This is a genomic window from Chromatiaceae bacterium, from assembly GCA_024235395.1.
In the GTDB taxonomy this organism is placed as follows: domain Bacteria; phylum Pseudomonadota; class Gammaproteobacteria; order Chromatiales; family Chromatiaceae; genus Thiosocius.
The window spans coordinates 45,841-66,396 of sequence record JACKMK010000002.1; the positions used below are offsets into that span (position 1 = coordinate 45,841).

The 20,556-nt window shown below is 64.3% G+C and carries 20 protein-coding genes and 1 tRNA gene; 14 read left to right on the forward strand and 7 right to left on the reverse strand.

Annotation, left to right across the window (positions count from 1 at the left end):
* Positions 1-15: 15 nt before the first annotated feature.
* The 3 genes from H6955_08200 to H6955_08210 all read right to left on the reverse strand — a co-directional run bounded on the left by H6955_08200 (position 16) and on the right by H6955_08210 (position 2,099).
* Positions 16-1,056 (reverse strand): DUF3549 family protein, encoded by a 1,041-nt coding sequence (locus H6955_08200; GenBank protein ID MCP5313525.1) that lies wholly within the window; start codon positions 1,054-1,056, stop codon positions 16-18.
* A gap of 36 nt (positions 1,057-1,092) precedes the next feature.
* Positions 1,093-1,536, reverse strand: coding sequence for a YcgN family cysteine cluster protein (locus H6955_08205; GenBank protein MCP5313526.1), 444 nt, complete (start codon positions 1,534-1,536; stop codon positions 1,093-1,095).
* A 269-nt stretch (positions 1,537-1,805) separates the two neighbouring features.
* On the reverse strand, positions 1,806-2,099 hold the full coding sequence (locus tag H6955_08210; GenBank protein MCP5313527.1) for a YqcC family protein: 294 nt from the start codon (positions 2,097-2,099) through the stop codon (positions 1,806-1,808).
* A 219-nt stretch (positions 2,100-2,318) separates the two neighbouring features.
* On the opposite strand from H6955_08210, the gene xerD reads away from it, so the two are divergent.
* From xerD to H6955_08230, 4 genes are all read left to right on the forward strand, one after another.
* Entirely contained in the window at positions 2,319-3,164 is an 846-nt protein-coding gene (gene xerD, locus H6955_08215; GenBank protein MCP5313528.1) for a site-specific tyrosine recombinase XerD, read from the forward strand.
* Positions 3,165-3,328: 164 nt separating this feature from the next.
* On the forward strand, positions 3,329-3,811 hold the full coding sequence (locus tag H6955_08220) for a YajQ family cyclic di-GMP-binding protein (protein ID MCP5313529.1): 483 nt from the start codon (positions 3,329-3,331) through the stop codon (positions 3,809-3,811).
* A 9-nt stretch (positions 3,812-3,820) separates the two neighbouring features.
* Positions 3,821-4,555, forward strand: a complete 735-nt coding sequence (locus H6955_08225; protein MCP5313530.1) for a DsbC family protein — start codon at positions 3,821-3,823, stop codon at positions 4,553-4,555.
* Positions 4,556-4,612: 57 nt separating this feature from the next.
* The gene (locus H6955_08230; protein MCP5313531.1) at positions 4,613-5,374 is read left to right on the forward strand and encodes a serine/threonine-protein phosphatase; all 762 of its coding nucleotides are present in this window, start codon (positions 4,613-4,615) and stop codon (positions 5,372-5,374) included.
* 24 nt (positions 5,375-5,398) lie between these two features.
* Here the strand turns inward: H6955_08230 and H6955_08235 are convergent, their stop codons facing one another.
* From H6955_08235 to H6955_08245, 3 genes are all read right to left on the reverse strand, one after another.
* Positions 5,399-5,722 carry a ferredoxin family protein gene (locus H6955_08235; protein ID MCP5313532.1) on the reverse strand — a complete coding sequence of 108 codons (324 nt, stop codon included), beginning with the start codon at positions 5,720-5,722 and terminating at the stop codon, positions 5,399-5,401.
* On the reverse strand, positions 5,719-8,343 hold the full coding sequence (gene mutS / locus H6955_08240) for a DNA mismatch repair protein MutS (GenBank protein MCP5313533.1): 2,625 nt from the start codon (positions 8,341-8,343) through the stop codon (positions 5,719-5,721). Before mutS ends, H6955_08235 begins: the two co-directional genes overlap by 4 nt.
* A gap of 151 nt (positions 8,344-8,494) precedes the next feature.
* Positions 8,495-8,992 (reverse strand): thermonuclease family protein, encoded by a 498-nt coding sequence (locus H6955_08245; GenBank protein ID MCP5313534.1) that lies wholly within the window; start codon positions 8,990-8,992, stop codon positions 8,495-8,497.
* 655 nt (positions 8,993-9,647) lie between these two features.
* Between H6955_08245 and H6955_08250 the strand changes: the two genes are divergently transcribed.
* Complete coding sequence (locus tag H6955_08250; protein ID MCP5313535.1) at positions 9,648-12,251, forward strand: glycosyltransferase; 2,604 nt, start codon at positions 9,648-9,650, stop codon at positions 12,249-12,251.
* A 12-nt stretch (positions 12,252-12,263) separates the two neighbouring features.
* Here the strand turns inward: H6955_08250 and H6955_08255 are convergent, their stop codons facing one another.
* Positions 12,264-12,545 carry a cupin domain-containing protein gene (locus tag H6955_08255; GenBank protein ID MCP5313536.1) on the reverse strand — a complete coding sequence of 94 codons (282 nt, stop codon included), beginning with the start codon at positions 12,543-12,545 and terminating at the stop codon, positions 12,264-12,266.
* A gap of 98 nt (positions 12,546-12,643) precedes the next feature.
* Between H6955_08255 and H6955_08260 the strand changes: the two genes are divergently transcribed.
* From H6955_08260 to H6955_08300, 9 genes are all read left to right on the forward strand, one after another.
* Positions 12,644-13,105, forward strand: coding sequence for a CinA family protein (locus H6955_08260; GenBank protein ID MCP5313537.1), 462 nt, complete (start codon positions 12,644-12,646; stop codon positions 13,103-13,105).
* Positions 13,102-13,620: an RNA 2',3'-cyclic phosphodiesterase gene (gene thpR / locus H6955_08265; protein ID MCP5313538.1), complete on the forward strand. Its 519-nt coding sequence runs from the start codon at positions 13,102-13,104 to the stop codon at positions 13,618-13,620. The genes H6955_08260 and thpR overlap by 4 nt, the downstream gene beginning before the upstream one ends.
* A 93-nt stretch (positions 13,621-13,713) precedes the next feature.
* Complete coding sequence (gene recA / locus H6955_08270; protein MCP5313539.1) at positions 13,714-14,754, forward strand: recombinase RecA; 1,041 nt, start codon at positions 13,714-13,716, stop codon at positions 14,752-14,754.
* 35 nt (positions 14,755-14,789) lie between these two features.
* Positions 14,790-15,233, forward strand: coding sequence for a regulatory protein RecX (locus H6955_08275; GenBank protein ID MCP5313540.1), 444 nt, complete (start codon positions 14,790-14,792; stop codon positions 15,231-15,233).
* Positions 15,234-15,371: 138 nt separating this feature from the next.
* On the forward strand, positions 15,372-17,999 hold the full coding sequence (gene alaS, locus H6955_08280) for an alanine--tRNA ligase (GenBank protein MCP5313541.1): 2,628 nt from the start codon (positions 15,372-15,374) through the stop codon (positions 17,997-17,999).
* Between the two features lie 89 nt (positions 18,000-18,088).
* A complete protein-coding gene (locus H6955_08285) occupies positions 18,089-19,318 on the forward strand; it encodes an aspartate kinase (protein ID MCP5313542.1) in 1,230 nt (409 codons plus the stop codon).
* A gap of 156 nt (positions 19,319-19,474) precedes the next feature.
* On the forward strand, positions 19,475-19,657 hold the full coding sequence (gene csrA, locus H6955_08290) for a carbon storage regulator CsrA (GenBank protein MCP5313543.1): 183 nt from the start codon (positions 19,475-19,477) through the stop codon (positions 19,655-19,657).
* Positions 19,658-19,828: 171 nt separating this feature from the next.
* Positions 19,829-19,918, forward strand: a tRNA-Ser gene (locus tag H6955_08295).
* A gap of 214 nt (positions 19,919-20,132) precedes the next feature.
* Positions 20,133-20,552, forward strand: a complete 420-nt coding sequence (locus H6955_08300; GenBank protein ID MCP5313544.1) for a hypothetical protein — start codon at positions 20,133-20,135, stop codon at positions 20,550-20,552.
* Positions 20,553-20,556: the final 4 nt, after the last annotated feature.

Sequence of the window (20,556 nt, forward strand, 5' to 3'; positions counted from 1 at the left end):
GTGGCTCGGACGCGGCTATTCGGGCACCGCGTCGGCGCTCGACACCATGCACGCGAAGGCCTCACGGGCGGCGCTGCCGATGCGTGCACCGCGCAGCATGTCGCGCAGGGGTACGGCGAGTTCCGGCAGACTGAGCAGGTCGCGAATACCGTGTTCGAAGGCGGTCTGACCGCGCCCGTTGGCGGCCAGGCGGTCGACGAAGCGGCGTAGCCGGTCCGCATCCAGCAGCGTCTCCCAGGCCCGCCCCGCGATCGCCGCGAGTACCTCGATGTCGACAGCCGCCGGGTGACCGAGCACGGCATCGACGGCCGCGCCGCGCGCGGCCGGCTCGCGGCCGAATGACAGGCCGCGCACCAGCGCGGCGATCAATGGGGTGTCGGCGGGTTCATCGGCGAGCGCGCGACGCAGCCGGTTCGCCAGCGCCTCGCTGAGCGGTTCGCCCAGCGGCTGACTCTCCAGGCAATGGCACAGCGCGATCAGTGGTTCGCGCGGCAGCCGCGGAAGCGCCGCGGTCAGTGGCTTGTCGTGATGCCGACACGCGACGTCGGCGATGCCCTGATAGCCGACGAAGCCCCATTGGTCCCAGCCCGGCCCACCTGAGAAATAGTCCAGCGCATGCGCATAGAACCGGGACGCCGGTAGGCCGAGTTCGACGCTGAGCAGGGCGTGGAACAGCGCCATGCGGTCTTCGCGCGGCTTGAAAGCGTAGGGGTTGTCCTGCAGGAACGCCTGCGGATCGGCACCCGTGCTGCGTGCCTGGGCCGATTCCAGGAGGCGCCGCAGCAGGTAGTCGCGCCCCGCCTGGACCAACAGCCCCTGTTCGTCGAGGTCGAGGCGCAGAAACCAGATCACCGGTTGATCGGGGGTGGCGTCCGAGGTATGCGCGAGCGCCAGCCAGGCCTTGTGTTGCATCGGCGTCGGGTAGGGCTCGCGCGCCTGTTCAAACGCCCGCAGACGGACGGGATCGAGCCGCGCGATGCGTCGTCCGAGGTCGTAGGCGCGCACCTGCAGGCCGCTGCCTTCGAGCATTCCGAGCAGCGAGTTGTCGTCAGCCATCCGAACGGGCGCAGAAGGGCGTGGATGTTGGCGCGTTCATTCGATCCAGTCCACCAGGTGGTCTTCGAGGTCGCCGGCCTCGTCTTCGCTGATCGCGCGCCGGCAGGCCCGCTGGCCGGCGCGCGCCACGCTGTCTCGGGTGCCCGATATCAACGGGTGCCATGCCGGCAGGTCGCGTCCCTCGGCGAGCAGGCGGTAGGCGCAGGTGCGCGGCAGCCAGTACGGGTCCTGCAACAGGTCGAAGGTGATCGTCACGCAGTCCGGTACGCGGGCCGCTCTGTGCGCATAGTCGCGGCAGCGGCCGGTTTCAGAATCGAGGAGGCGGCAGTGGACGTTGGTGTAATAGATCTCGCGCGTGTCCGCGTCCTCGAGCCGGTACAGGCAGCATTTCGCGCAACCGTCGCACAGCGATTCCCATTCTTCTTGGCTCATCTCGGCGAGTGGCTTGTGCCACCAGTCGGCCGGCTGGCTTCTTGACATCTGCCGATTCCGTGCTTGTTGGTAATTAAATTAGAGAATATTTATACACAGGCCGCAACACGGGGCGCAAAGTGCTGTGGGTTGCCGCGGTTTTAACAAGTGACGCATGAAAGAGTCTCTGTAACATATTGAAGATAAATGCTAATTAATGTTTTGGTCACTTTTTGGTCAATTTAACCCGGGGTGTGCCAGCATGCGGACTTGGCGGCATTGTCTTCATGTTTCCCACAGAATTTTCCACAGGCAATGTGGAAAAAATCCGCGTTCATCTAATTGAGGCCCGCGTCGCGATCACTTAATAAGGTGTCGATGTGACCGAGGATCACGATCAGGCGAGCACCGCCGGCATCGTCGTTCTCGTACATCTCTTCGGCCATCGGCCGGATCGCACAATTGGTCGGCAATGGTAGCTGGCGGCACAGCAGGTCGTGCAGCCGCGGTAGCAGGATCCACTGCAGCCACTGGTCGAAGCTCAGCGTGTCCACCGCAAACGGTTGCTCGCTGCGCAGCGCCTGTGGCGATGGGGGTTCGAGATCCCAGCGGTCCTGCGCGCGCAGTTCCATCTCGAGCGACTGCAGCAAACGGGTCAGCTCATCGCGCACGTCGGCTCCCACGGCCTCGAATGCGGGTTATCCTTGCACGCGGGTGCGGTGAAATCCACCGCGGCGGACCGAGTGGACGAGTTGGGCCGGCGACCGAATCGGGCAGCAACCGGGCGGGGTGGCGATACATTGCACGACCGCGATGCGCAATTGATCGAGCGCTTTGCCGACGCGCTATGGATGGAGCGCGGCCTGTCCGCGAATACCCTGCAGGCCTACCAGTCCGATCTGAGGGACTGCGCGCGCTGGTTGCATGACGGCTCGGCGGATCTCCTCGCTGCGCGGCGCGACCAGTTGCTCGGATATCTGGCGGCCGCGGTCGACGCGGCCCTGCATCCGCGCACCAGTGCGCGGCGTCTGTCGAGCCTGCGTCAATTCTACCGGTGGGCGGTGCGTGAACAGCTGGTCGCGTCCGACCCGAGCGCGCAGATCGATGCGCCGCGGCTTGGTCGTCCCTTGCCCAAGTCGTTGAGTGAGGCCGAGGTGGAAAGGTTACTGTCGGCACCCGATTTCGGCACCGCCGAAGGGGTGCGCGATCGCGCGATGCTCGAGGTCCTGTATGCCACGGGCTTGAGGGTCTCCGAGCTCGTCGGTCTGCAGCCTGATCAGCTCAATCTCGCGCACGGCGTGGTGCGCGTGGTGGGCAAAGGTGGCAAGGAGCGGTTGGTGCCGTTGGGCGACGAGGCAGTCGAGTGGGTAGACCGTTTCGTCGGTACCGCGCGGCCGGAATTGCTGAGTGGACGGCCCTGCGGCGCACTGTTTCCCACGCGACGTGGTGCGGGGATGACGCGCCAGGCGTTTTGGTATCGGATCAAAAAGCATGCTCAGAGCGCCGGTATCCGCCAGGCGCTCTCGCCCCACACGCTGCGGCACGCCTTCGCGACCCATCTGGTCAATCACGGCGCGGACCTGCGCGTGGTGCAGCTGCTGCTCGGCCACAGCGCGCTGTCGACGACCCAGATCTACACACACGTCGCCCGCGAGCGGTTGCGTGCGCTGCACGCCCGGCACCACCCGCGTGGCTGAAGTCCCCGGTGTCGACTCAAGGACACGCGCCGCCGGCCGCCCTAGTGGGTTATCGATGACGAGCCGGCCGCGGTGGAAGAATCTTCCGCTCGTTGCGGCCGGCGGGCACAACAGTGGCCGGCCTATGTGGTAGCCTTGCGGCGGTTTTGTTTCGGAGCCCGGTGATGCCTTCATTTGACGTCGTGTCCGAGGTCGATCTGCAAGAGGTACGCAACGCGACCGACCAGGCCAACCGGGAGGTCGGCACACGCTTCGACTTCAAGGGCAGCGAGGCGCACTTCGACCTCGATGGCGCGGTCGTCACGCTGCATGCGCAAAGCGAGTTTCAACTCGAACAGATGATGGACATCCTGCAAAAGAAGCTGGTCAAGAGGTCGGTGGACATCGATTGTCTCGAGATCGGAAAGGTCGAGACCGCGAACAACCGGGCACGACAGGCGGTCACAATAAGGCAGGGCATCGACACGGATACGGCGCGCAAGCTCGTCAAGGACATCAAGGCCTCCAAGATCAAGGTGCAGGCCCAGATCCAGGGTGAGCAGGTCCGGGTCAGCGGCAAGAATCGCGACGACCTGCAAAGCGTGATCGCGCTGTTGCGCAAGGGGAGCTTCGGTCTGCCCCTGCAATTCATCAATTTCCGGGATTAGCAAACACCCATGAACAAGCTCGTCTTTCTGTTGTGTGCCATATTGGGCACCGCGTCTCTGGCCGCGGACATCGACGCCGCGGCAGAGCAGCGCATTCGCAACTCGCTGGCGGTCCTGCTGCCCGGCCTGGTACCGGACACAATCGTCGCCTCGCCGGTCGGTGATCTCTACGAGGTCACGTTCGGCATGCGGGTGGTGTACGTAACCGGCGACGGCCGCTATCTGCTGTCCGGCAAGCTGATCGATCTCGAGACGCGTACCGAGATCACCGAGAACCGGCTGTCCGAGTTGAAGCTGAAGGCTCTGGCCGAGGTCGGCGAGGACGAGATGCTGATCTATGGTCCGGACGATGCACCTCACACCCTGACGGTGTTCACCGATATCGATTGCGGCTTCTGCCGCAAGCTGCATTCGGAAATGCCCAGTTACAATGCGCAGGGCATACGCATCCGCTACCTGTTCTATCCGCGTGCCGGCATCGGTAGCGAGTCCTACGACAAGGCCGTGTCCGTGTGGTGCGCCGATGACCGCCGCGCGGCGATGGATGCCGCCAAGGCGGGCAAGGCAATCGAGCCGCGCAAATGTGAGAATCCGGTCGCCGAACACTATGCGCTCGGTCAGGCGATGCGCGTACAGGGGACCCCCGCCTTGGTGCTCGAGGATGGCGAGATGTTGCCCGGGTACCTCCCCGCCGACAAGCTGCGTCGCCTGCTCGATCAGAGCCGGGAAGGCAAGGGTGGTTGATGCGGCCTAGACCGGCGTTTTTCCCGCTCAATCGCGCTGTGGCGTCCTGATCCGGCGATGGCGATTCACACAATCGACGTGGCGATCCGTTCCCACCAGGGGCTGGTCCGGACGCGCAACCAGGATTCGTTCCGGGTCGACAACGACCGCGGCGTGATCGTGCTCGCCGACGGCATGGGTGGACACCGCAGTGGCGAAGTGGCCAGTCGGGTGGCCGCGGATGCGGCGATCGAGGATCTGTTGACCGCACGGCACGACAACAGTACCGCGGACAGCACCCAGAGCCTGTTGCGCGTGGGCCATGCCGCCGAGGCGGCCAACAAGGCGCTGGTCGACATGTGCGAAGTGCATCCCGAACTCCAAGGCATGGGCACGACCGTGGTGCTGGCGATGTTTCGCGACGGGCGCATTTACTATGCACATGTCGGCGATTCCCGCCTGTACCGCGTCCGTTACGGTCGTATGCGTCGACTGACGCGGGACCATTCGTTGATTCAACAGATGATCGATGACGGCGTGTTCATGAATCGCGCCCAGGCGCGCGAGGCCGGCGTACGGGAGAACGTGTTGACGCGCAGCCTCGGCATGCGACGTCAGGCGGATGTGGATGTCGGTGACGCGTTGATCGAGCCGGGCGACACCTACCTGGTATGCAGCGACGGTCTGCACGGTCTGGTCCCGGACAACATGATCTCGCGCATCCTGCGTGATCCACAAGGCGACCTGGAGGAACAGGTTCAGGCGCTGGTAGACGCCGCACTGACCGCCGGCGGCAACGACAACGTCACCTGCATCCTGGCCCGGCCGCGGCTCGCCTAGCGCGCCCCGGGCGTGCGTCGCCGGTCAACGTTCCAACAACTTGCGCTTGTCGGGTTTGCCGTCCCAGTCGGCGGCGTCGGCGGGTGCGGGTTTGCGTTCGGTGATCACCGGCCAGAGCGCGCACAGTTCGACATTCAACGCAATGAAATCGCGCTGATCCGCCGGCACGTCGTCTTCGGCGAAGATCGCGTTGGCCGGACATTCCGGCTCACACAACGCACAATCGATGCACTCATCGGGATCGATCGCGAGGAAGTTCGGGCCCTCGTGAAAACAGTCGACCGGGCAGACCTCGACGCAGTCGGTGTACTTGCACTTGATGCAGTTCTCGGTGACGACGTATGTCATGCCTCCTCCCCGGTCATGCCTCCCTCCGGGTCAGCATTGCGCAACGCACGCAGTTCGTAAAGCGCTTCGAGTGCCTGTCGCGGCGTCATTTGATCCGGGTCGCACGTCGCGAGGCGTTCCCGCAGCGGGTCGTGCGCCGCGGGCCGCGCGGCGGGCGCCGCTTGAAACAGCGACAGCTGGCTGGATTCCGCCTGTGCATGCCGTTGTGCCGCCTGCTCCAACTCGCGCAGGCGGCGTCGGGCCAGATCGATCACCCGCCGCGGTACCCCCGCGAGCGCCGCGACCTGCAGGCCGTAGCTCTGATTGGCCGGACCATCGCGCAACGCATGCAGGAAGACGATCCGGTCACCGTGCTCGACCGCGTCGAGATGGACGTTGGCGATGCCCGGGTGCTCGTCGGGCAGCGTCGTCAGTTCGAAGTAGTGGGTGGCAAACAATGTGAACGCGCCGATCCGCGTGGCCAGTTCCACCGCGCAGGCCCAGGCCAGCGACAGGCCGTCGAAGGTGCTGGTGCCGCGCCCGATCTCGTCCATCAGCACCAGTGAACGGGCGCTCGCGTTGTGCAGGATGTTGGCGGTCTCCTGCATCTCGACCATGAAGGTCGATCGCCCGCCGGCGAGGTCGTCGGACGCGCCGATGCGCGAGAAGATGCGGTCGAATGGGCCGAGTTCGGCACTGGCGGCCGGCACAAAACAGCCCGCATAGGCCATCAGCACGATCAGCGCCGACTGGCGCATGAAGGTCGATTTTCCGCCCATGTTGGGGCCTGTGATGATCAGGATATTGCGCGCGTCGTCCATCGACAGGTCGTTGGCGACAAAGGGCTCTTCGACCACCTGCTCGACGACCGGGTGGCGACCGCCAACGATGTGCAGGCCGGGCGCAGTGCGGAATGTGGGACGACACAGGTCGAGGCGCTGTGCGCGTTCGCCGAAACACGCCAGCACGTCGAGCCGGGCGATGGCCTCGGCGCTCGTCTGCATTGGCGCCAGCGAAGCCGCGAGGCGCGTCAGCAGTTCCTCGTACAGCGCCTTCTCACGCTGCAGGGCACGCTCACGTGCCGATAGCACCCGGTCCTCGAAGGCCTTCAGCTCCGGGGTGATGAAACGCTCGGCAGTCTTCAGCGTCTGCCGGCGGATATAGTCCCCGGGGACCTTGTCCGCCTTGCTGCGGCCGATCTCGATGTAATAGCCGTGCACCCGGTTGTAGCTGACCTTGAGCGTGTCGATCCCGCTGCGCTCGCGTTCGCGCCGCTCCAGGTCGACCAGGAACTGGTCGGCGTTCTGCGACAGATCGCGCAGTTCATCGAGTTCGGCGTCGTAGCCGGCAGCCAGTACACCGCCATCACGCAACACGACGGGTGGGTTGTCGATCACCGCGCGGGTCAACAGTTCCACCGTCTCCGGGTGCGTGCCGATCTCGCCGGCGAGCGCGATCAGCTCCGGGTCGTCGATATCGCAAAGTTCGCCCTGCAGCGCCGGCAGGAGCCCGAGGCTGTCGCGCAGCGTTGCGAGGTCGCGTGGCCGGGCGCTGCCCAACGCGACGCGTGCCAGGATGCGTTCGACATCGCCGACCCCGCGCAGCACTTCCTGGACCGGCGCAACGCGGTCCGCATCCAGCAGGCTGGCGACGGCCGCGTGCCGTGCGCGCACCCGCCCCTGATCACGCAGCGGCTGGCTGATCCAACGGCGCAGCAGACGGCCACCCATCGGCGTCGCGGTGCTGTCGAGCAGGCCGGCGAGGCTTTGTCCGCGTCGGCCGGAGGTCGCCTCGACGATCTCCAGATTGCGCCGGGTCGCGGCGTCTATGACGATCGCGGCATCGTGACGTTCGACCTTCAATCGGGTGATATGCGGCAGCGCGCTGCGCTGGGTGTCGGCCAGATACTGCAACAGGGCGCCGGCCGCGCCGATCGCCAGTGGCAGATCGTCGCAGCCAAAACCGCTCAAGTCGCGTACGCCGAACTGGTCGGTAAGCAGGCGCACCGCTGCCGCATGTTCGAAGTGCCACGGTGCACGGCGGGTAACGGCACGCCCTCCGTTGGTCCAGGCCGGTGCTGCCTGGTCTTCGGGGACCAGGATCTCTGCCGGCGTCAGGCGTTCCAGCTCGCTGTTCAAGGTTTCCTCGCCGACCAGTTGTTCGACGTGGAAACGCCCACCTGTCAGGTCGAGCCAGGCGAGCCCGGCGACGCCGTCCAGCCGTAACAGCGCGGCCAGCAGATTGTCGCGGCGTTGGTCCAGCAGAGCCTCGTCGCTGACCGTCCCCGGGGTGACGATACGTACCACCTGCCGCTCCACCGGGCCCTTGCTGGTGGCGGGGTCACCGATCTGCTCGCAGATCGCGACCGATTCGCCCAGTCTGACCAGCTTGGCGAGATAGCCCTCCGCCGCGTGAAAGGGCACACCGGCCATCGGGATCGGTTCACCGGCGGACCGGCCACGCTGCGTCAGGGTGATGTCCAGCAGATGCGCGGCATGGCGCGCATCGTCGTAGAACAGCTCGTAGAAATCGCCCATGCGGTAGAACACCAGCCGGTCCGGGTGCTCGGCCTTGATGCGCAGGTATTGCTGCATCATCGGAGTGTGGCTATCTAGCTGGCTGGTAACGGAGCTTTCCGTCATGGTGCTGTGGGCGTGAGGCGAAAAGAGGTGCCATGGTAAGGCACTGGCGTCTTGCAAGCACCGCGGATCACCCGTGGGGGAAGGTTTGACAGCGGCGATTTGGCGCCGAATCAAGCGAGCATGAGGGAGGACGAGGCCCGAGCGATCGGTGCTAGCCGCGCAGGCGCATCGGCTTTCCGTCGGCACCTTTGGCCCTTTTCGCGGGTGGCGTCAACGGCTGGCCGGCGACCTGATCGCATCCGTCGTTGTTCGATTCGTGTGTCGACGGGTTCCATTGCCACGGCGGTACCGGGTTCTCATAGGCCCACAACCCTATGCGGTCCGCTTTGGCCACCGATTGCGCGAAGGCGTAGCGGTCAGACGGGGAACGGGTCGTAGTCCAGGCCCATCCCAATTGAACCAGCGACTGGTTGACCTCCCGCCCATCCACGTACAGGCGGATCTGGCGTGCACCTTCTTTGCTCCGACCGGTCGTCTCGTACGTGAGGGTGCCGTCGAGCAGCGCCGCCAGCACCTCGCGTGCCTGAATGCCACCGGGCTGACACAACTCCGGCGAATCGATGTCGACGAGTTGCACCAGCTCGCCGTCGAGGCGCACTTTGTCGCCGGCAACGACGTCAACGTTGGCGGCCTGTGCTAATGCGGTCAAGGCGAAAGTCGAGGCCAAAATTGCAGATCTGAACATTCGGTAGGACCGTTTGGTCGGTGGGTTCGGGGTTTGCGCTCGCTGCCGTGCGTCGGTGCTTCCGCGGCCGCGCCGGACGCCTGGTCCTGCTGATCGGCCCTTGCAGCAGCGGGCTATATATTAGTAAAATCTAATACGCGCCCCAATTACCCAGGTTAAGCGTTGCGAACACATCGTTTATCGGCCTCGCCAACCGAGGCTTGACGGTATGTTGTGTCGGACCGTCGAAAGTCGCGGTGGTTTCCGCGATTTTCCCGCTTACGGCCCCCAACGCGCGAATTGTGAGCTGGCGCAAAGAATTCACTCGGCATCCGCGGCCGCCAGCTGTCGCCACGACTCACTGGCGGATGGGTGCCGTGTGTCCCGACACGTTGCGGGGAGCGGCGGCAATGGGTGGCTCGCGAGTCGGGTCGTCAGCCGCTGTCGCGCAAGTATTCCGACTGCCCGGCGGCCATCCCCGCCGGTCCGCGGGAGTCGCTCCGGGCCGCGTCGGCGTCACCGAAACCGGTACCCCGTTCGGGTTGTGACCGGCGTCATGCAAAGTGCGCGCGACACTGGACTAACGTTGAGACGTGGCATCAAATTTAGTATCGACTAATGCGTTGGGGCGAGGACTGCCATGAACCGCGCGAGCCTTCTGATCACCCTGTTGATGGGTATCCTTAGCGTACTGCTGTGGGCGGTCGTCAACAGGCCGGACATCGAACCGCCCTGGCCGGCGAAGATCGCCGGTTTCTCCTTCTCGCCCATGCGCGGCGAGCAGAGTCCCGTGCGCCGCGAGTATCCGGAAATTGACAAGATCGACGAGGACCTCGCGTTGCTTGCCGGCGACGTATATGCGGTGCGCACCTACACCGTGGAGGGGACCATGTCCGAGGTCCCGCAGCTCGCCGCGGCACATGGCCTGAACGTCGCCCTTGGCGCATGGATAAGCAAGGACGCGGCGCGCAACGACGCCGAGATCGAGCGTCTGATCGACGTCTATCGCGAGAACCATCGGCAGGTGGTGCGCGTGATCGTCGGCAACGAGGCGATCCTGCGCGAGGAACAGACGGCCGAACAGATGATCAGCCACATCAAGCGCGTGCGGCGCTCGGTGTGGGCGCCGGTCAGCACCGCCGAACCGTGGCACATCTGGCTGGAGCATCCCGAGCTCGTCGAGCAGGTCGACTTCATCGCGGTCCACATGCTGCCGTACTGGGAAGGTATCGCGGTCGACCAGGCGGTCGACCACGTGCTGTACCGCTACAACGAACTCAAGACCGCCTATCCCGATAAACCGGTCGTGATCTCCGAGGTCGGTTGGCCGAGCAACGGCCGCACGCGTCTCGACGCAGTCGCCAGCCACGCCAACCAGGCGAAGTTCCTGCGCCGCTTTATCGCCGCCGCCGAACGCGAAGGCATCACCTACTACGTGATGGAGGCGTTCGATCAACCGTGGAAGCGCCAGATCGAGGGCGACGCCGGCAGCCACTGGGGCGTCTACGATGCCGACCGTGAGCCCAAGTTCGAATTCACCTCCGGGGTTGTCCCGGTACCCAACTGGACCAGCCTTGCGGCGATCAGCATCGGTGCCTCGGTGTTGATTCTGGCCTTGATGTTTCGCGACAGCGCGGGCCTGTCGTCGGGCGGGCGCGGCTTCCTGGCGATGGTCGCCTATGCGATCACCACCTTCGTGGTCTGGCTGTTGTACGACTTCACCCAGCAGTACATGACACCGGCGATGCTCGCGGTCGGTATCGCGCTGTTCATCGCTGCCCTCGGCGTGATCGTGGTGTTGCTCGCGGAGGCGCACGAGTGGGCCGAGGCGCTTTGGCGAAGGGAATGGCGGCGAGCCGCGTTGCCGGAACCAGCCCCCGACCATGCGCTCCCCAAGGTCTCCGTGCATGTCCCGGCGTACAACGAACCGCCGGACATGATGATCCAGACTCTGGACGCGCTGGCCGCGCTCGACTACCCCGACTACGAGGTCCTGGTGATCGACAACAACACCAAGGATCCTGCCGTTTGGCAGCCGGTGCAGGCGCATTGCGAGAAGCTCGGTGCGCGGTTCCGTTTCTTTCACGTCGATCCACTCACGGGATTCAAGGCCGGTGCCTTGAACTTTGCATTGCGCAACACGGATCCGGCGGCCGAGGTGGTCGCGGTGATCGACAGTGACTACGTGGTCGAGCGCAACTGGTTGCGTGATCTGGTGCCGGCCTTCGGTGACGCCAATATGGCGATCGTGCAGGCACCGCAGGATTACCGCGACGGTGACGAGAACCTGTTCAAGGCGATGTGCCAGGCGGAGTACCGCGGTTTCTTCCGCATCGGCATGCAGACCCGAAATGAACGCAATGCGATCATCCAGCATGGCACCATGACGATGGTGCGCCGGCGGGTGCTCGAAGAGGTCGGCGGCTGGGCGGAATGGTGCATTACCGAAGACGCGGAGCTGGGCCTGCGCATCTTCGAACGGGGCTACAGCGCGACCTACATCGCGCACAGCTACGGCAAGGGGCTGATGCCCGACACCTTCCTCGATTTCAAGAAGCAGCGCTTTCGCTGGGCCTACGGTGCGGTGCTGATCATGCGCCAGCATCTGGCGCAGCTGATGGGCCTGGAAAAGACCAAACTGACCACCGGTCAGCGCTATCACTTCCTCGCCGGCTGGCTGCCGTGGCTTGCCGATGGTTTCAATCTGGTGTTCAACCTGGCAGCGCTCGCCTGGTCGGCCGCGATGGTGCTGGCACCCGAATACGTGGCGCCGCCGCATGTCGTGTTCGCGGTCCTGCCTTTGTCGCTGTTCGCCTTCAAGATCGCGAAGATGTTCTTCCTGTACAAGCTGCGGGTGCGTGCGAGCCTGCGACAGAGTCTGGCAGCCGGCCTCGCCGGGCTGGCGCTTTCACACGTGATCGCACGGGCGATGCTGACAGGCTTCGTGACCCGCGGTGTCGGTTTCTTCCGTACGCCGAAACGGGCCAAAGCCAACGGTCTGATGCGCGCGCTGCTGGATGCGCGTGAAGAACTGCTGTTCCTCGCCGGGACACTGCTGGCGGCGTATGCGGTGACGCTGCGAATCGACGGTGCACTGCTCGACGTGCGCATCTGGTCGCTGATGCTGGTCGTGCAATCGGTGCCCTATGCGGCGGCCGTGCTGTTGTCGATGATCAGTGCCGCGCCGCGCCTGCCGGGTGGCCTGGTCGGTGCGATGCGGCGTCTGACGCATCACCATGCCTGAGGCCGGTCGTCGCTAGCCGAAGTCGTAGTGCTTTTCGACGTCTTCGAGAATCTCCCAGGTGCAGCGCATGCCCTGGGGGAAGGTGATCAGGTCACCGCGTTGGAAACTCTGCGGCTCACCCCCCTGCGGGGTGACCGTGAAGCGCCCGCGTAGTACGTAGCAGGTCTCCTGCTGCTGATAGGTCCACGGGAAGCTGGACACCTCCTTGCGCCAGATCGGCCAGTCATAGACGCCGAGCACCTCCAGTTTCATCGGCGAAGGGTTGCGTTCGAGCAGTATCTGCGCTTCGCTCATCGTCGGCTCCTGGGTGATGATGTCGGGCCTGGAGCCCAAACCGGGGCTGCAGTTTAGCGAATTGGCGATGCCGAGGGGGTGCATTGGAACGCGCGGAGATGGTGTTCGACCTGGCGAGCGGTCTGCATCGCCGCGGATGGTGGCTGACCACGGCCGAATCCTGTACCGGCGGTGGCATCGCCGCCGCCCTCACCGACGTGGCCGGTTCGAGCACCTGGTTCGAACGTGGCTTCGTCACCTACAGCAATCTCGCCAAGCAGGAGATGCTCGGCGTTTCGGCGGTCACCCTCGAGCGCTTTGGTGCGGTCAGCCGCGAGACGGCGATCGAGATGGCGACCGGTGCACTGGCACACAGTCAGGCGCAGTTGAGCGTGGCGGTCACCGGCATCGCCGGACCGGGCGGGGGTACGCCGGAGAAACCGGTCGGTACCGTGTGGCTGGCCTGGGCCACCGCCGACCAGGTGTCGGCGGTCCGCCGGCACTATCCGGGCGATCGTGCGCAGGTGCGCGCGGCAACCATCGACAATGCGCTGCGCGGTCTCGTGGAACTCGTCCGGTGAGCGCCCGGCCGCGGGTATTCTTCGCGCTGTGGCCCGGCGACGAGGTCCGTCACCAGCTGTTTCACTGGCAGACGCAGAATCTGCCCAGCGGGGTACGCCGTCTGCACCGCGATGACCTGCACCTCACGCTGCATTTCCTCGGCGAGGTCGAACCGCCCCGGATCGAGGTGCTGAAGCGGCTTGCCGACAGCCTCCGGCTGGTGGCGTTCGAACTGGTGCTCGATCGGATCGGTTACTGGCCACGGCCGCAGGTGCTCTGGGCGGGACCCTCGGCAATCCCGGTCGCGTTGGTCGATCTGCACGCGCGACTCGGCGAACGCCTGCGCGAGGCGGACTTTGCGACCGAATCGCGCGAGTATCACCCGCATGTCACGCTGGCGCGAAAGGTCCGGCAGCGGCTGCAGGTTGGGCCGCTGGTACCGCTGAGCTGGCCGGTGACCGAACTCGCGCTGCTCGAGTCGCGTCCCGGCAGCGCACCGAACTACCGCCCGCTGGCGCGTTGGACGGTCCGCTGACCGGTCTGCGCGACGATTGACACTAGAAAACAAAAAGAGAACCAACTACACTCCGCCTCATCGCAGTCACAAAGCGCTTCGGGGGGAGCTGGAATGGACGAGAATCGCAAAAAGGCACTGGCGGCCGCGCTCAGTCAGATCGAAAAGCAGTTTGGCAAGGGCTCGGTGATGCGCATGGGCGACGCGAATGCGGTGCGCAACATCGAGGTGGTCTCGACCGGCTCGCTGAGTCTCGACCTGGCACTCGGTGTCGGCGGCGTGCCCAAGGGACGCGTGGTCGAGATCTATGGTCCGGAATCGTCCGGCAAGACCACGATGACGCTGCATATCGTCGCCGAGGCACAGAAGGGCGGTGGTACCTGCGCCTTCGTCGATGCCGAGCATGCACTCGACCCGGTGTATGCCGAAAAGCTCGGTGTGGATATGGACGAACTGCTGGTCTCGCAGCCCGACACCGGTGAACAGGCATTGGAGATCACCGACATGCTGGTGCGGTCCGGTGCCGTCGACGTGGTCGTGGTCGACTCGGTCGCCGCGCTGACGCCGAAGGCCGAGATCGAGGGCGAGATGGGCGACTCGCATGTCGGTCTGCAGGCACGCCTGATGTCGCAGGCGCTGCGCAAGCTGACGGGCAACATCAAGCGCTCGAACACCGTGGTCATCTTCATCAATCAGATCCGCATGAAGATCGGCGTGATGTTCGGTAACCCGGAGACCACGACCGGCGGCAACGCGCTGAAGTTTTATGCCTCGGTACGCCTGGATATCCGTCGCACCGGTGCGATCAAGAAGGGCGACGAGGTGGTCGGTAACGAGACCAAGGTGAAGGTGGTCAAGAACAAGGTCGCCCCGCCGTTCCGCCAGGCGACGTTCGAGATTCTGTATGGCGAAGGCGTATCGCGCGAAGGCGAGATCATCGAGCTTGGTGTCGCGCAGGGTCTGATCGAGAAGTCAGGTGCCTGGTACAGCTACAACGGTGACCGTATCGGCCAGGGCAAAGAGAACGTCCGTAACTTCCTGAAGGAGAACCCGGAGATCGCGCGGCATATCGAGACGCAGATCCGCGCGACGCTGATGCCGGCCTCTGCGGATGAAGACGCCGCCGACGTGCCGGCGTTGGACGGCGACGCTTGACGCAGTCCGCGGAACGGCGGCCGGCCGCCGACGTCCTGTCGGCGGCGGTCGGTTTCTTGAGCGCGCGTGAGCACAGCCGCGCAGAGCTGCGCCGCAAGCTGCTCGCCCGCCGGCATCCCGACGACCTGGTCGAGTCGGTGCTCGACGACCTCGAGCAGCGTCGGTTGCAAAGCGATGCGCGCTTCGCCGAGGCCTATGTCGAACAACGGCTGCGCAAGGGTTATGGTCCGCTGCGTATCGACGGCGAACTGCGCGCGCGCGGCGTTGCCGTGGCGCTGATCGAGCAATTCCTCCGGGAAGACGACGATGCCTGTACCGAGCGTCTGTGCGCCATCGCCGCGCGCCGCTTCGGGGATCAGCCGACCGACGATCCGCGCGAACTGGCCAGGCGCGCACGCTTTTTCGAACAGCGCGGCTTCCCGAGCCGCTTGGTACGACGCTACCTGGCAGGCGCCGGCGAAGCGGGCATCTGTGTCTGACGCGCAGCCGGTGGCTGCGCCAGGATGGGCGTCAACCCCTAATTGACTGAAATACCACGTATTTGGCGCCATTCCGCAGATGACATTTGCGACGAAGCTGCATAACATCCCGGTTTTGCAGCTGACCAAACGCCATACATGAAGACCAGCGCCGAACTCCGTACCGCCTTCCTCGAATATTTCGCCGATCGGGATCATGCGATCGTCGAATCGAGCCCCCTGGTCCCGGGGAACGACCCGACACTGCTGTTCACCAATGCCGGGATGGTGCAGTTCAAGGATGTCTTTCTCGGCAAGGACAAGCGCAGTTACGTGCGCGCGGTGAGTTCGCAACGCTGCGTGCGGGCCGGCGGAAAACACAACGATCTCGAGAACGTCGGCTACACCGCCCGCCATCACACGTTTTTCGAGATGCTGGGCAATTTCAGCTTCGGTGACTACTTCAAGCGCGAGGCCATCGGCTACGCCTGGGAATTCCTGACCAAGACCCTGCGCCTGCCGCCGGGCAAACTCTGGGTCACCGTGTACCAGGACGACGATGAGGCGGCGGCAATCTGGCTGGACGAGATTGGTGTCGATCCGGCGCGATTCACGCGCATCGGCGACAAGCCGGGTGGCAAGCGTTTCGAAAGCGACAACTTCTGGTCGATGGGTGAGACCGGTCCCTGCGGACCCTGTTCCGAGATCTTTTTCGACCACGGACCTGAGATCCCGGGCGGACCGCCGGGAACGCCAGAGGAAGACGGCGACCGCTACATCGAGATCTGGAACCTGGTGTTCATGCAGTACAACCGCGACGCGAGCGGTGAGATGACGCCGCTGCCCAAACCGTCGGTCGACACCGGCATGGGCCTGGAACGCCTGGCCGCGGTGATGCAGGGGGTGCATTCCAACTACGAGATCGACCTGTTCACGGCGCTGATCGAGGCCGCGGCACGTGCCACCGGGACCAGTGACCTCTCTTCCAAGTCGCTGCGTGTGATCGCCGACCACATCCGCTCTTGCGCGTTTCTGATCGTCGACGGCGTGACGCCGGGCAACGAGGGGCGCGGTTACGTCTTGCGGCGCATCATACGGCGGGCTATCCGGCACGGTTACCAGCTCGGTCAGCAGCAGCCGTTTTTCTACCGATTGGTCGAGGCCCTGGACACGGAGATGGGTGCCGCCTATCCGGAGCTGACCCGCGCCAGGGACATGGTCGCGCGCGTCCTCCGACTCGAGGAAGAGCGTTTCGCCGAAACGATCGAGCAGGGCATGAAGATCCTCGACGAGGCGATCTCGGGAATCGATGGCAAGACCATTCCGGGAGAGGTCGTGTTCAAGCTGTACGACACCTACGGCTTTCCGACCGATCTGACCGCCGATATCGCGCGCGAGCGCGGCCTGGAGATCGATCAGGAAGGATTCGATCGCGAGATGGACGCCCAGCGTAGCCGGGCGCGAGCGGCCAGCCAGTTCGGCGTGACCCAGATGGCCGAGTTCGATCTCGATGGCGAGACGGATTTCACGGGTTACGACCGCTTGCAGGATGCGGCGACGGTGATCGCGCTGTACCGCGACGGCTCCTCGGCCGATCAGCTGGATGCCGGGCAGGATGGCATGGTGGTCCTCGATCGCACGCCGTTTTACGCGGAATCGGGTGGGCAGGTCGGCGACGTCGGCCTGTTGCGGGCATCTGGCGGCGGCGCGTTCCAGGTTGCGGACACGCGCAAGCAGGCCGGCACTGTGTTCGCCCACGTCGGCCGGCTGCTCGCCGGCGAACTGCGTGTCGGCGACTCGGTCACGGCCGAGGTGGATGCGCAGCGGCGCGGCGAGACCGCGCTGAACCACTCGGCGACCCATCTGCTGCACGCAGCGCTGCGCCACGTGCTCGGCGAGCACGTTGGGCAGAAGGGATCTCTGGTCGAAGCCGAGCGTCTGCGTTTCGACTTCTCGCATTTCGAACCGGTGACACGCGAGCAGCTGATAGAGATCGAACGTCTGGTGAACCAGCAGATCCGCACCAACCACATGGTCGAGACGCGCATCATGGCGCTCGAGGATGCGAAGGCATCCGGTGCGATGGCACTGTTCGGCGAGAAATACGACGAGCAGGTGCGGGTATTGCGCATGGGCGATTTCTCTACCGAGCTGTGCGGTGGGACGCACGTCAAGGCGCTGGGTGATATCGGCCTGTTCAAGATCACCATGGAGACGGGCATCGCGTCGGGTGTACGGCGTATCGAGGCCGTGACCGGTGCGCGTGCCGTCCAGTGGGTCGAGGACGACGAGGAGCGGCTGTTGCGCATCGGCGGCCTGATCAACGCCGGGCGGGACGAACTCGAGGACAAGCTGGCCAAGCTGATCGAGCGCAACCGGCGCCTTGAGAAGGAGCTGGAACAGATCAAGGGCAAGCTGGCCTCCGCGGCCGGTTCCGACCTCGCGGCGCAGGCGGTCGAAATCAAAGGGGCGAAGGTGCTGGCGGCACAACTCGACGGCGTCGACCCCAAGGCGCTGCGCGACACGCTCGACCAATTGAAAAACAAGCTGGGCAGTGCGGTGGTATTGCTGGCCGCGGTCAATGAGGGCAGGGTGAACCTGATCGCCGGTGTCACGAAGGACCTGACCGACCGCTGCCGCGCGGGCGACCTGGTCAAGCTCGCGGCCGAGCAAGTCGGCGGCAAGGGCGGTGGGCGTCCCGATATGGCGCAGGCCGGCGGCAGTGACCCGGCCGGCATTCCAAAAGCGCTCGAACTGGTCCGCAGCTGGGCCGGGGAAAAGCTTTAAGTACACCGAGAAATGGTGTTAAATCGCGCGTTCCCATGGCCCGGCGAACACCGGGCCTTCGTTGTTGGGTAGAGACACACAAGACCAGCATGGCGTTGATCGTTCAGAAATTCGGCGGTACCTCGGTCGGCACGGTCGAGCGGATCTGCAATGTCGCCGCGCGCGTCAAGCGCCACCGTGAACAGGGTGACGACGTCGTGGTCGTGGTGTCGGCGATGTCGGGCGAGACCAATCGCCTGATCGCGCTCGCACAGGAGATCAGCGAAAGCCCGAATCCGCGCGAGATGGACGTGCTGGTGTCGACCGGCGAACAGGTGACGATCGCCTTGCTGTGCATGGCGCTGCAGGAAATCGGCTGTGACGCACGCTCCTACACCGGGGCCCAGGTGCACATCCTGACCGACAGCGCGCATTCCAAGGCGCGCATCATGGACATCGACCATGCCCGGGTCTGTGCCGATATCAAGGCGGGGCGGGTGGTGGTCGTGGCGGGATTTCAGGGTGTCGACGAACACGGTGACATCACCACGCTCGGGCGCGGTGGATCCGACACCACCGCGGTCGCGATGGCTGCGGCGCTGAAAGCCGACGAGTGCCAGATCTTCACCGACGTGGACGGTGTCTACACGACCGATCCGCGGGTTGAGCCAAAGGCGCGCAAGCTCGACCGGATTACCTTCGAAGAGATGCTGGAGATGGCCAGCCTCGGTTCGAAAGTGCTGCAGATCCGTTCGGTGGAGTTTGCCGGCAAGTACAATGTGCCCCTCCGGGTGCTGTCGAGTTTCGAAGACGGCGGTGTGGGTACCCTGATCACGTTGGAGGACGAGAACGTGGAAGCGGCGAAGATTGCTGGCATTGCGTTCAATCGCGACGAGGCCAAGCTGACGATACGCGGCGTACCGGACAATCCGGGGATCGCCTACCAGATTCTCGGCCCGATCAGCGACGCCAACATCGAAGTCGACATGATCGTGCAGAACATCGCCAAGGATGGGACGACCGACTTCACGTTCACCGTGAACCGAACCGATTACAAGAAGGCGCTGGAGATCCTGAACCGGGTGTCGGCGCAGTTCGGGGCGCGCGAGGTGATCGGCGACAACCGTATCGTGAAGATCTCCCTGGTTGGGGTCGGGATGCGGTCGCACGCGGGGATCGCCAGCAAGATGTTCGCGGCGCTGTCGAAAGAAGGCATCAACATCCAGATGATTTCGACTTCAGAGATCAAGATCTCCGTCGTCGTCGACGAGAAATACCTCGAACTTGGTGTGCGTTCACTGCACGAGGCGTTTGAATTAGCTGAGGAATCTGCCGCCTGAACGACGCATTTGCCTTTCTTCTCCAACCCGGTTGTTGCTAAACTTGCGGCGCCCCTGATCCATAATTACAAGCGGGGCGTGGTTGGCAAACGGACACATCGGGCGGGCTCCTGGGATCGCGGGGTCGTTGCTTGTGTGTTGGAAAGGAGTGAGTCCATGTTGATTCTGACGCGTAGGGTTGGCGAAACCCTGATGATTGGTGATGAGGTCACTGTCACCGTACTGGGCGTGAAAGGCAACCAGGTACGGATTGGCGTCAACGCACCGCGCGACGTGTCGGTGCATCGCGAAGAGATCTACGATCGCATCAAACGCGAGAGTGTCGAATCGAAAGATTGACGACGGCCCAAGGGGCACCCGACCGGATCTGCGGCGTCGAAACGATGTCCGGTCAATTCGGGTAAGGGTGCCGGCAGTGCACAATGTGCCCCCGCCGCATCTTGGATGCATCCGAACCCGTCGGGGACGAATGGATGCGGGGCAGCGGCGGATGGTGCAAAAACGAGTTTCGGAGAGATGGCCGAGTGGCTGAAGGCGCACCCCTGCTAAGGGTGTATAGGGGAAACTCTATCGAGGGTTCGAATCCCTCTCTCTCCGCCAAATTCATAAGGCCCCCGTGCGGGGCCTTTTGAATTTGTGGGGTCGGTTGGATTCGAACCCGAGAAAGTCAAAATGGTGGTTCGACAAGCCGCCGGAGGCGGTGCAGATCGTCGTCGCGTAGCGACGGCGACCCGTAGGGCGAGGCTTCGTCTATGCTTGCCGTGTCTCGACGCCAAGGCGCCGAAGCAATGAATCATTCCGAGGAGGGAACCCCATGGTCCGTTCGATCACGCCAAACCGATTCCTCATGACGTTCTGCATCGCCGTTTCAGTGTGGCTCGCCGGTTGTGCAACGAGTGATGCCACGCTGCGCCAAGGCGGGCACAGTGAGGCCTATATCCAGGGATTTCATGATGGCCGTCACTCCGGAATGAAGGAGGCCGGCAACTACCTCGAACATGTCGTCAAAGACCACCGGCGTTTCGAGTCCGATGCCGATTACCGGACGGGCTGGCTCGACGGTGAGGATGAAGGTATGCGGATGCAGCAGGAGGCGAACGCGGCGACCGGGAATGCCAGCGCCTACCGGATGGAACGGGAGATCGATCGTTCCAGACCGGACGCAGAGGCGATCGGTCACGACGCCATGCGGGGGATCGATCCGGCCACCTTGAGGGTGCTCGAACAGAAATAGTGCC

What these genes read in the sequence shown, in the direction of transcription:
- H6955_08200 (MCP5313525.1), bottom strand. Translation starts at nt 1,056, where the DNA reads ATGGCTGACGACAACTCGCTGCTCGGAATGCTCGAAGGCAGCGGCCTG.
- H6955_08225 (MCP5313530.1), top strand. Translation starts at nt 3,821, where the DNA reads ATGAACAAGCTCGTCTTTCTGTTGTGTGCCATATTGGGCACCGCGTCT.
- H6955_08255 (MCP5313536.1), bottom strand. Translation starts at nt 12,545, where the DNA reads ATGAGCGAAGCGCAGATACTGCTCGAACGCAACCCTTCGCCGATGAAA.
- H6955_08300 (MCP5313544.1), top strand. Translation starts at nt 20,133, where the DNA reads ATGGTCCGTTCGATCACGCCAAACCGATTCCTCATGACGTTCTGCATC.
- H6955_08210 (MCP5313527.1), bottom strand. Translation starts at nt 2,099, where the DNA reads ATGGAACTGCGCGCGCAGGACCGCTGGGATCTCGAACCCCCATCGCCA.
- mutS (MCP5313533.1), bottom strand. Translation starts at nt 8,343, where the DNA reads ATGACGGAAAGCTCCGTTACCAGCCAGCTAGATAGCCACACTCCGATG.
- H6955_08250 (MCP5313535.1), top strand. Translation starts at nt 9,648, where the DNA reads ATGAACCGCGCGAGCCTTCTGATCACCCTGTTGATGGGTATCCTTAGC.
- H6955_08285 (MCP5313542.1), top strand. Translation starts at nt 18,089, where the DNA reads ATGGCGTTGATCGTTCAGAAATTCGGCGGTACCTCGGTCGGCACGGTC.
- H6955_08205 (MCP5313526.1), bottom strand. Translation starts at nt 1,536, where the DNA reads ATGTCAAGAAGCCAGCCGGCCGACTGGTGGCACAAGCCACTCGCCGAG.
- H6955_08220 (MCP5313529.1), top strand. Translation starts at nt 3,329, where the DNA reads ATGCCTTCATTTGACGTCGTGTCCGAGGTCGATCTGCAAGAGGTACGC.
- H6955_08260 (MCP5313537.1), top strand. Translation starts at nt 12,644, where the DNA reads ATGGTGTTCGACCTGGCGAGCGGTCTGCATCGCCGCGGATGGTGGCTG.
- alaS (MCP5313541.1), top strand. Translation starts at nt 15,372, where the DNA reads ATGAAGACCAGCGCCGAACTCCGTACCGCCTTCCTCGAATATTTCGCC.
- H6955_08230 (MCP5313531.1), top strand. Translation starts at nt 4,613, where the DNA reads ATGGCGATTCACACAATCGACGTGGCGATCCGTTCCCACCAGGGGCTG.
- csrA (MCP5313543.1), top strand. Translation starts at nt 19,475, where the DNA reads ATGTTGATTCTGACGCGTAGGGTTGGCGAAACCCTGATGATTGGTGAT.
- recA (MCP5313539.1), top strand. Translation starts at nt 13,714, where the DNA reads ATGGACGAGAATCGCAAAAAGGCACTGGCGGCCGCGCTCAGTCAGATC.
- xerD (MCP5313528.1), top strand. Translation starts at nt 2,319, where the DNA reads ATGGAGCGCGGCCTGTCCGCGAATACCCTGCAGGCCTACCAGTCCGAT.
- H6955_08235 (MCP5313532.1), bottom strand. Translation starts at nt 5,722, where the DNA reads ATGACATACGTCGTCACCGAGAACTGCATCAAGTGCAAGTACACCGAC.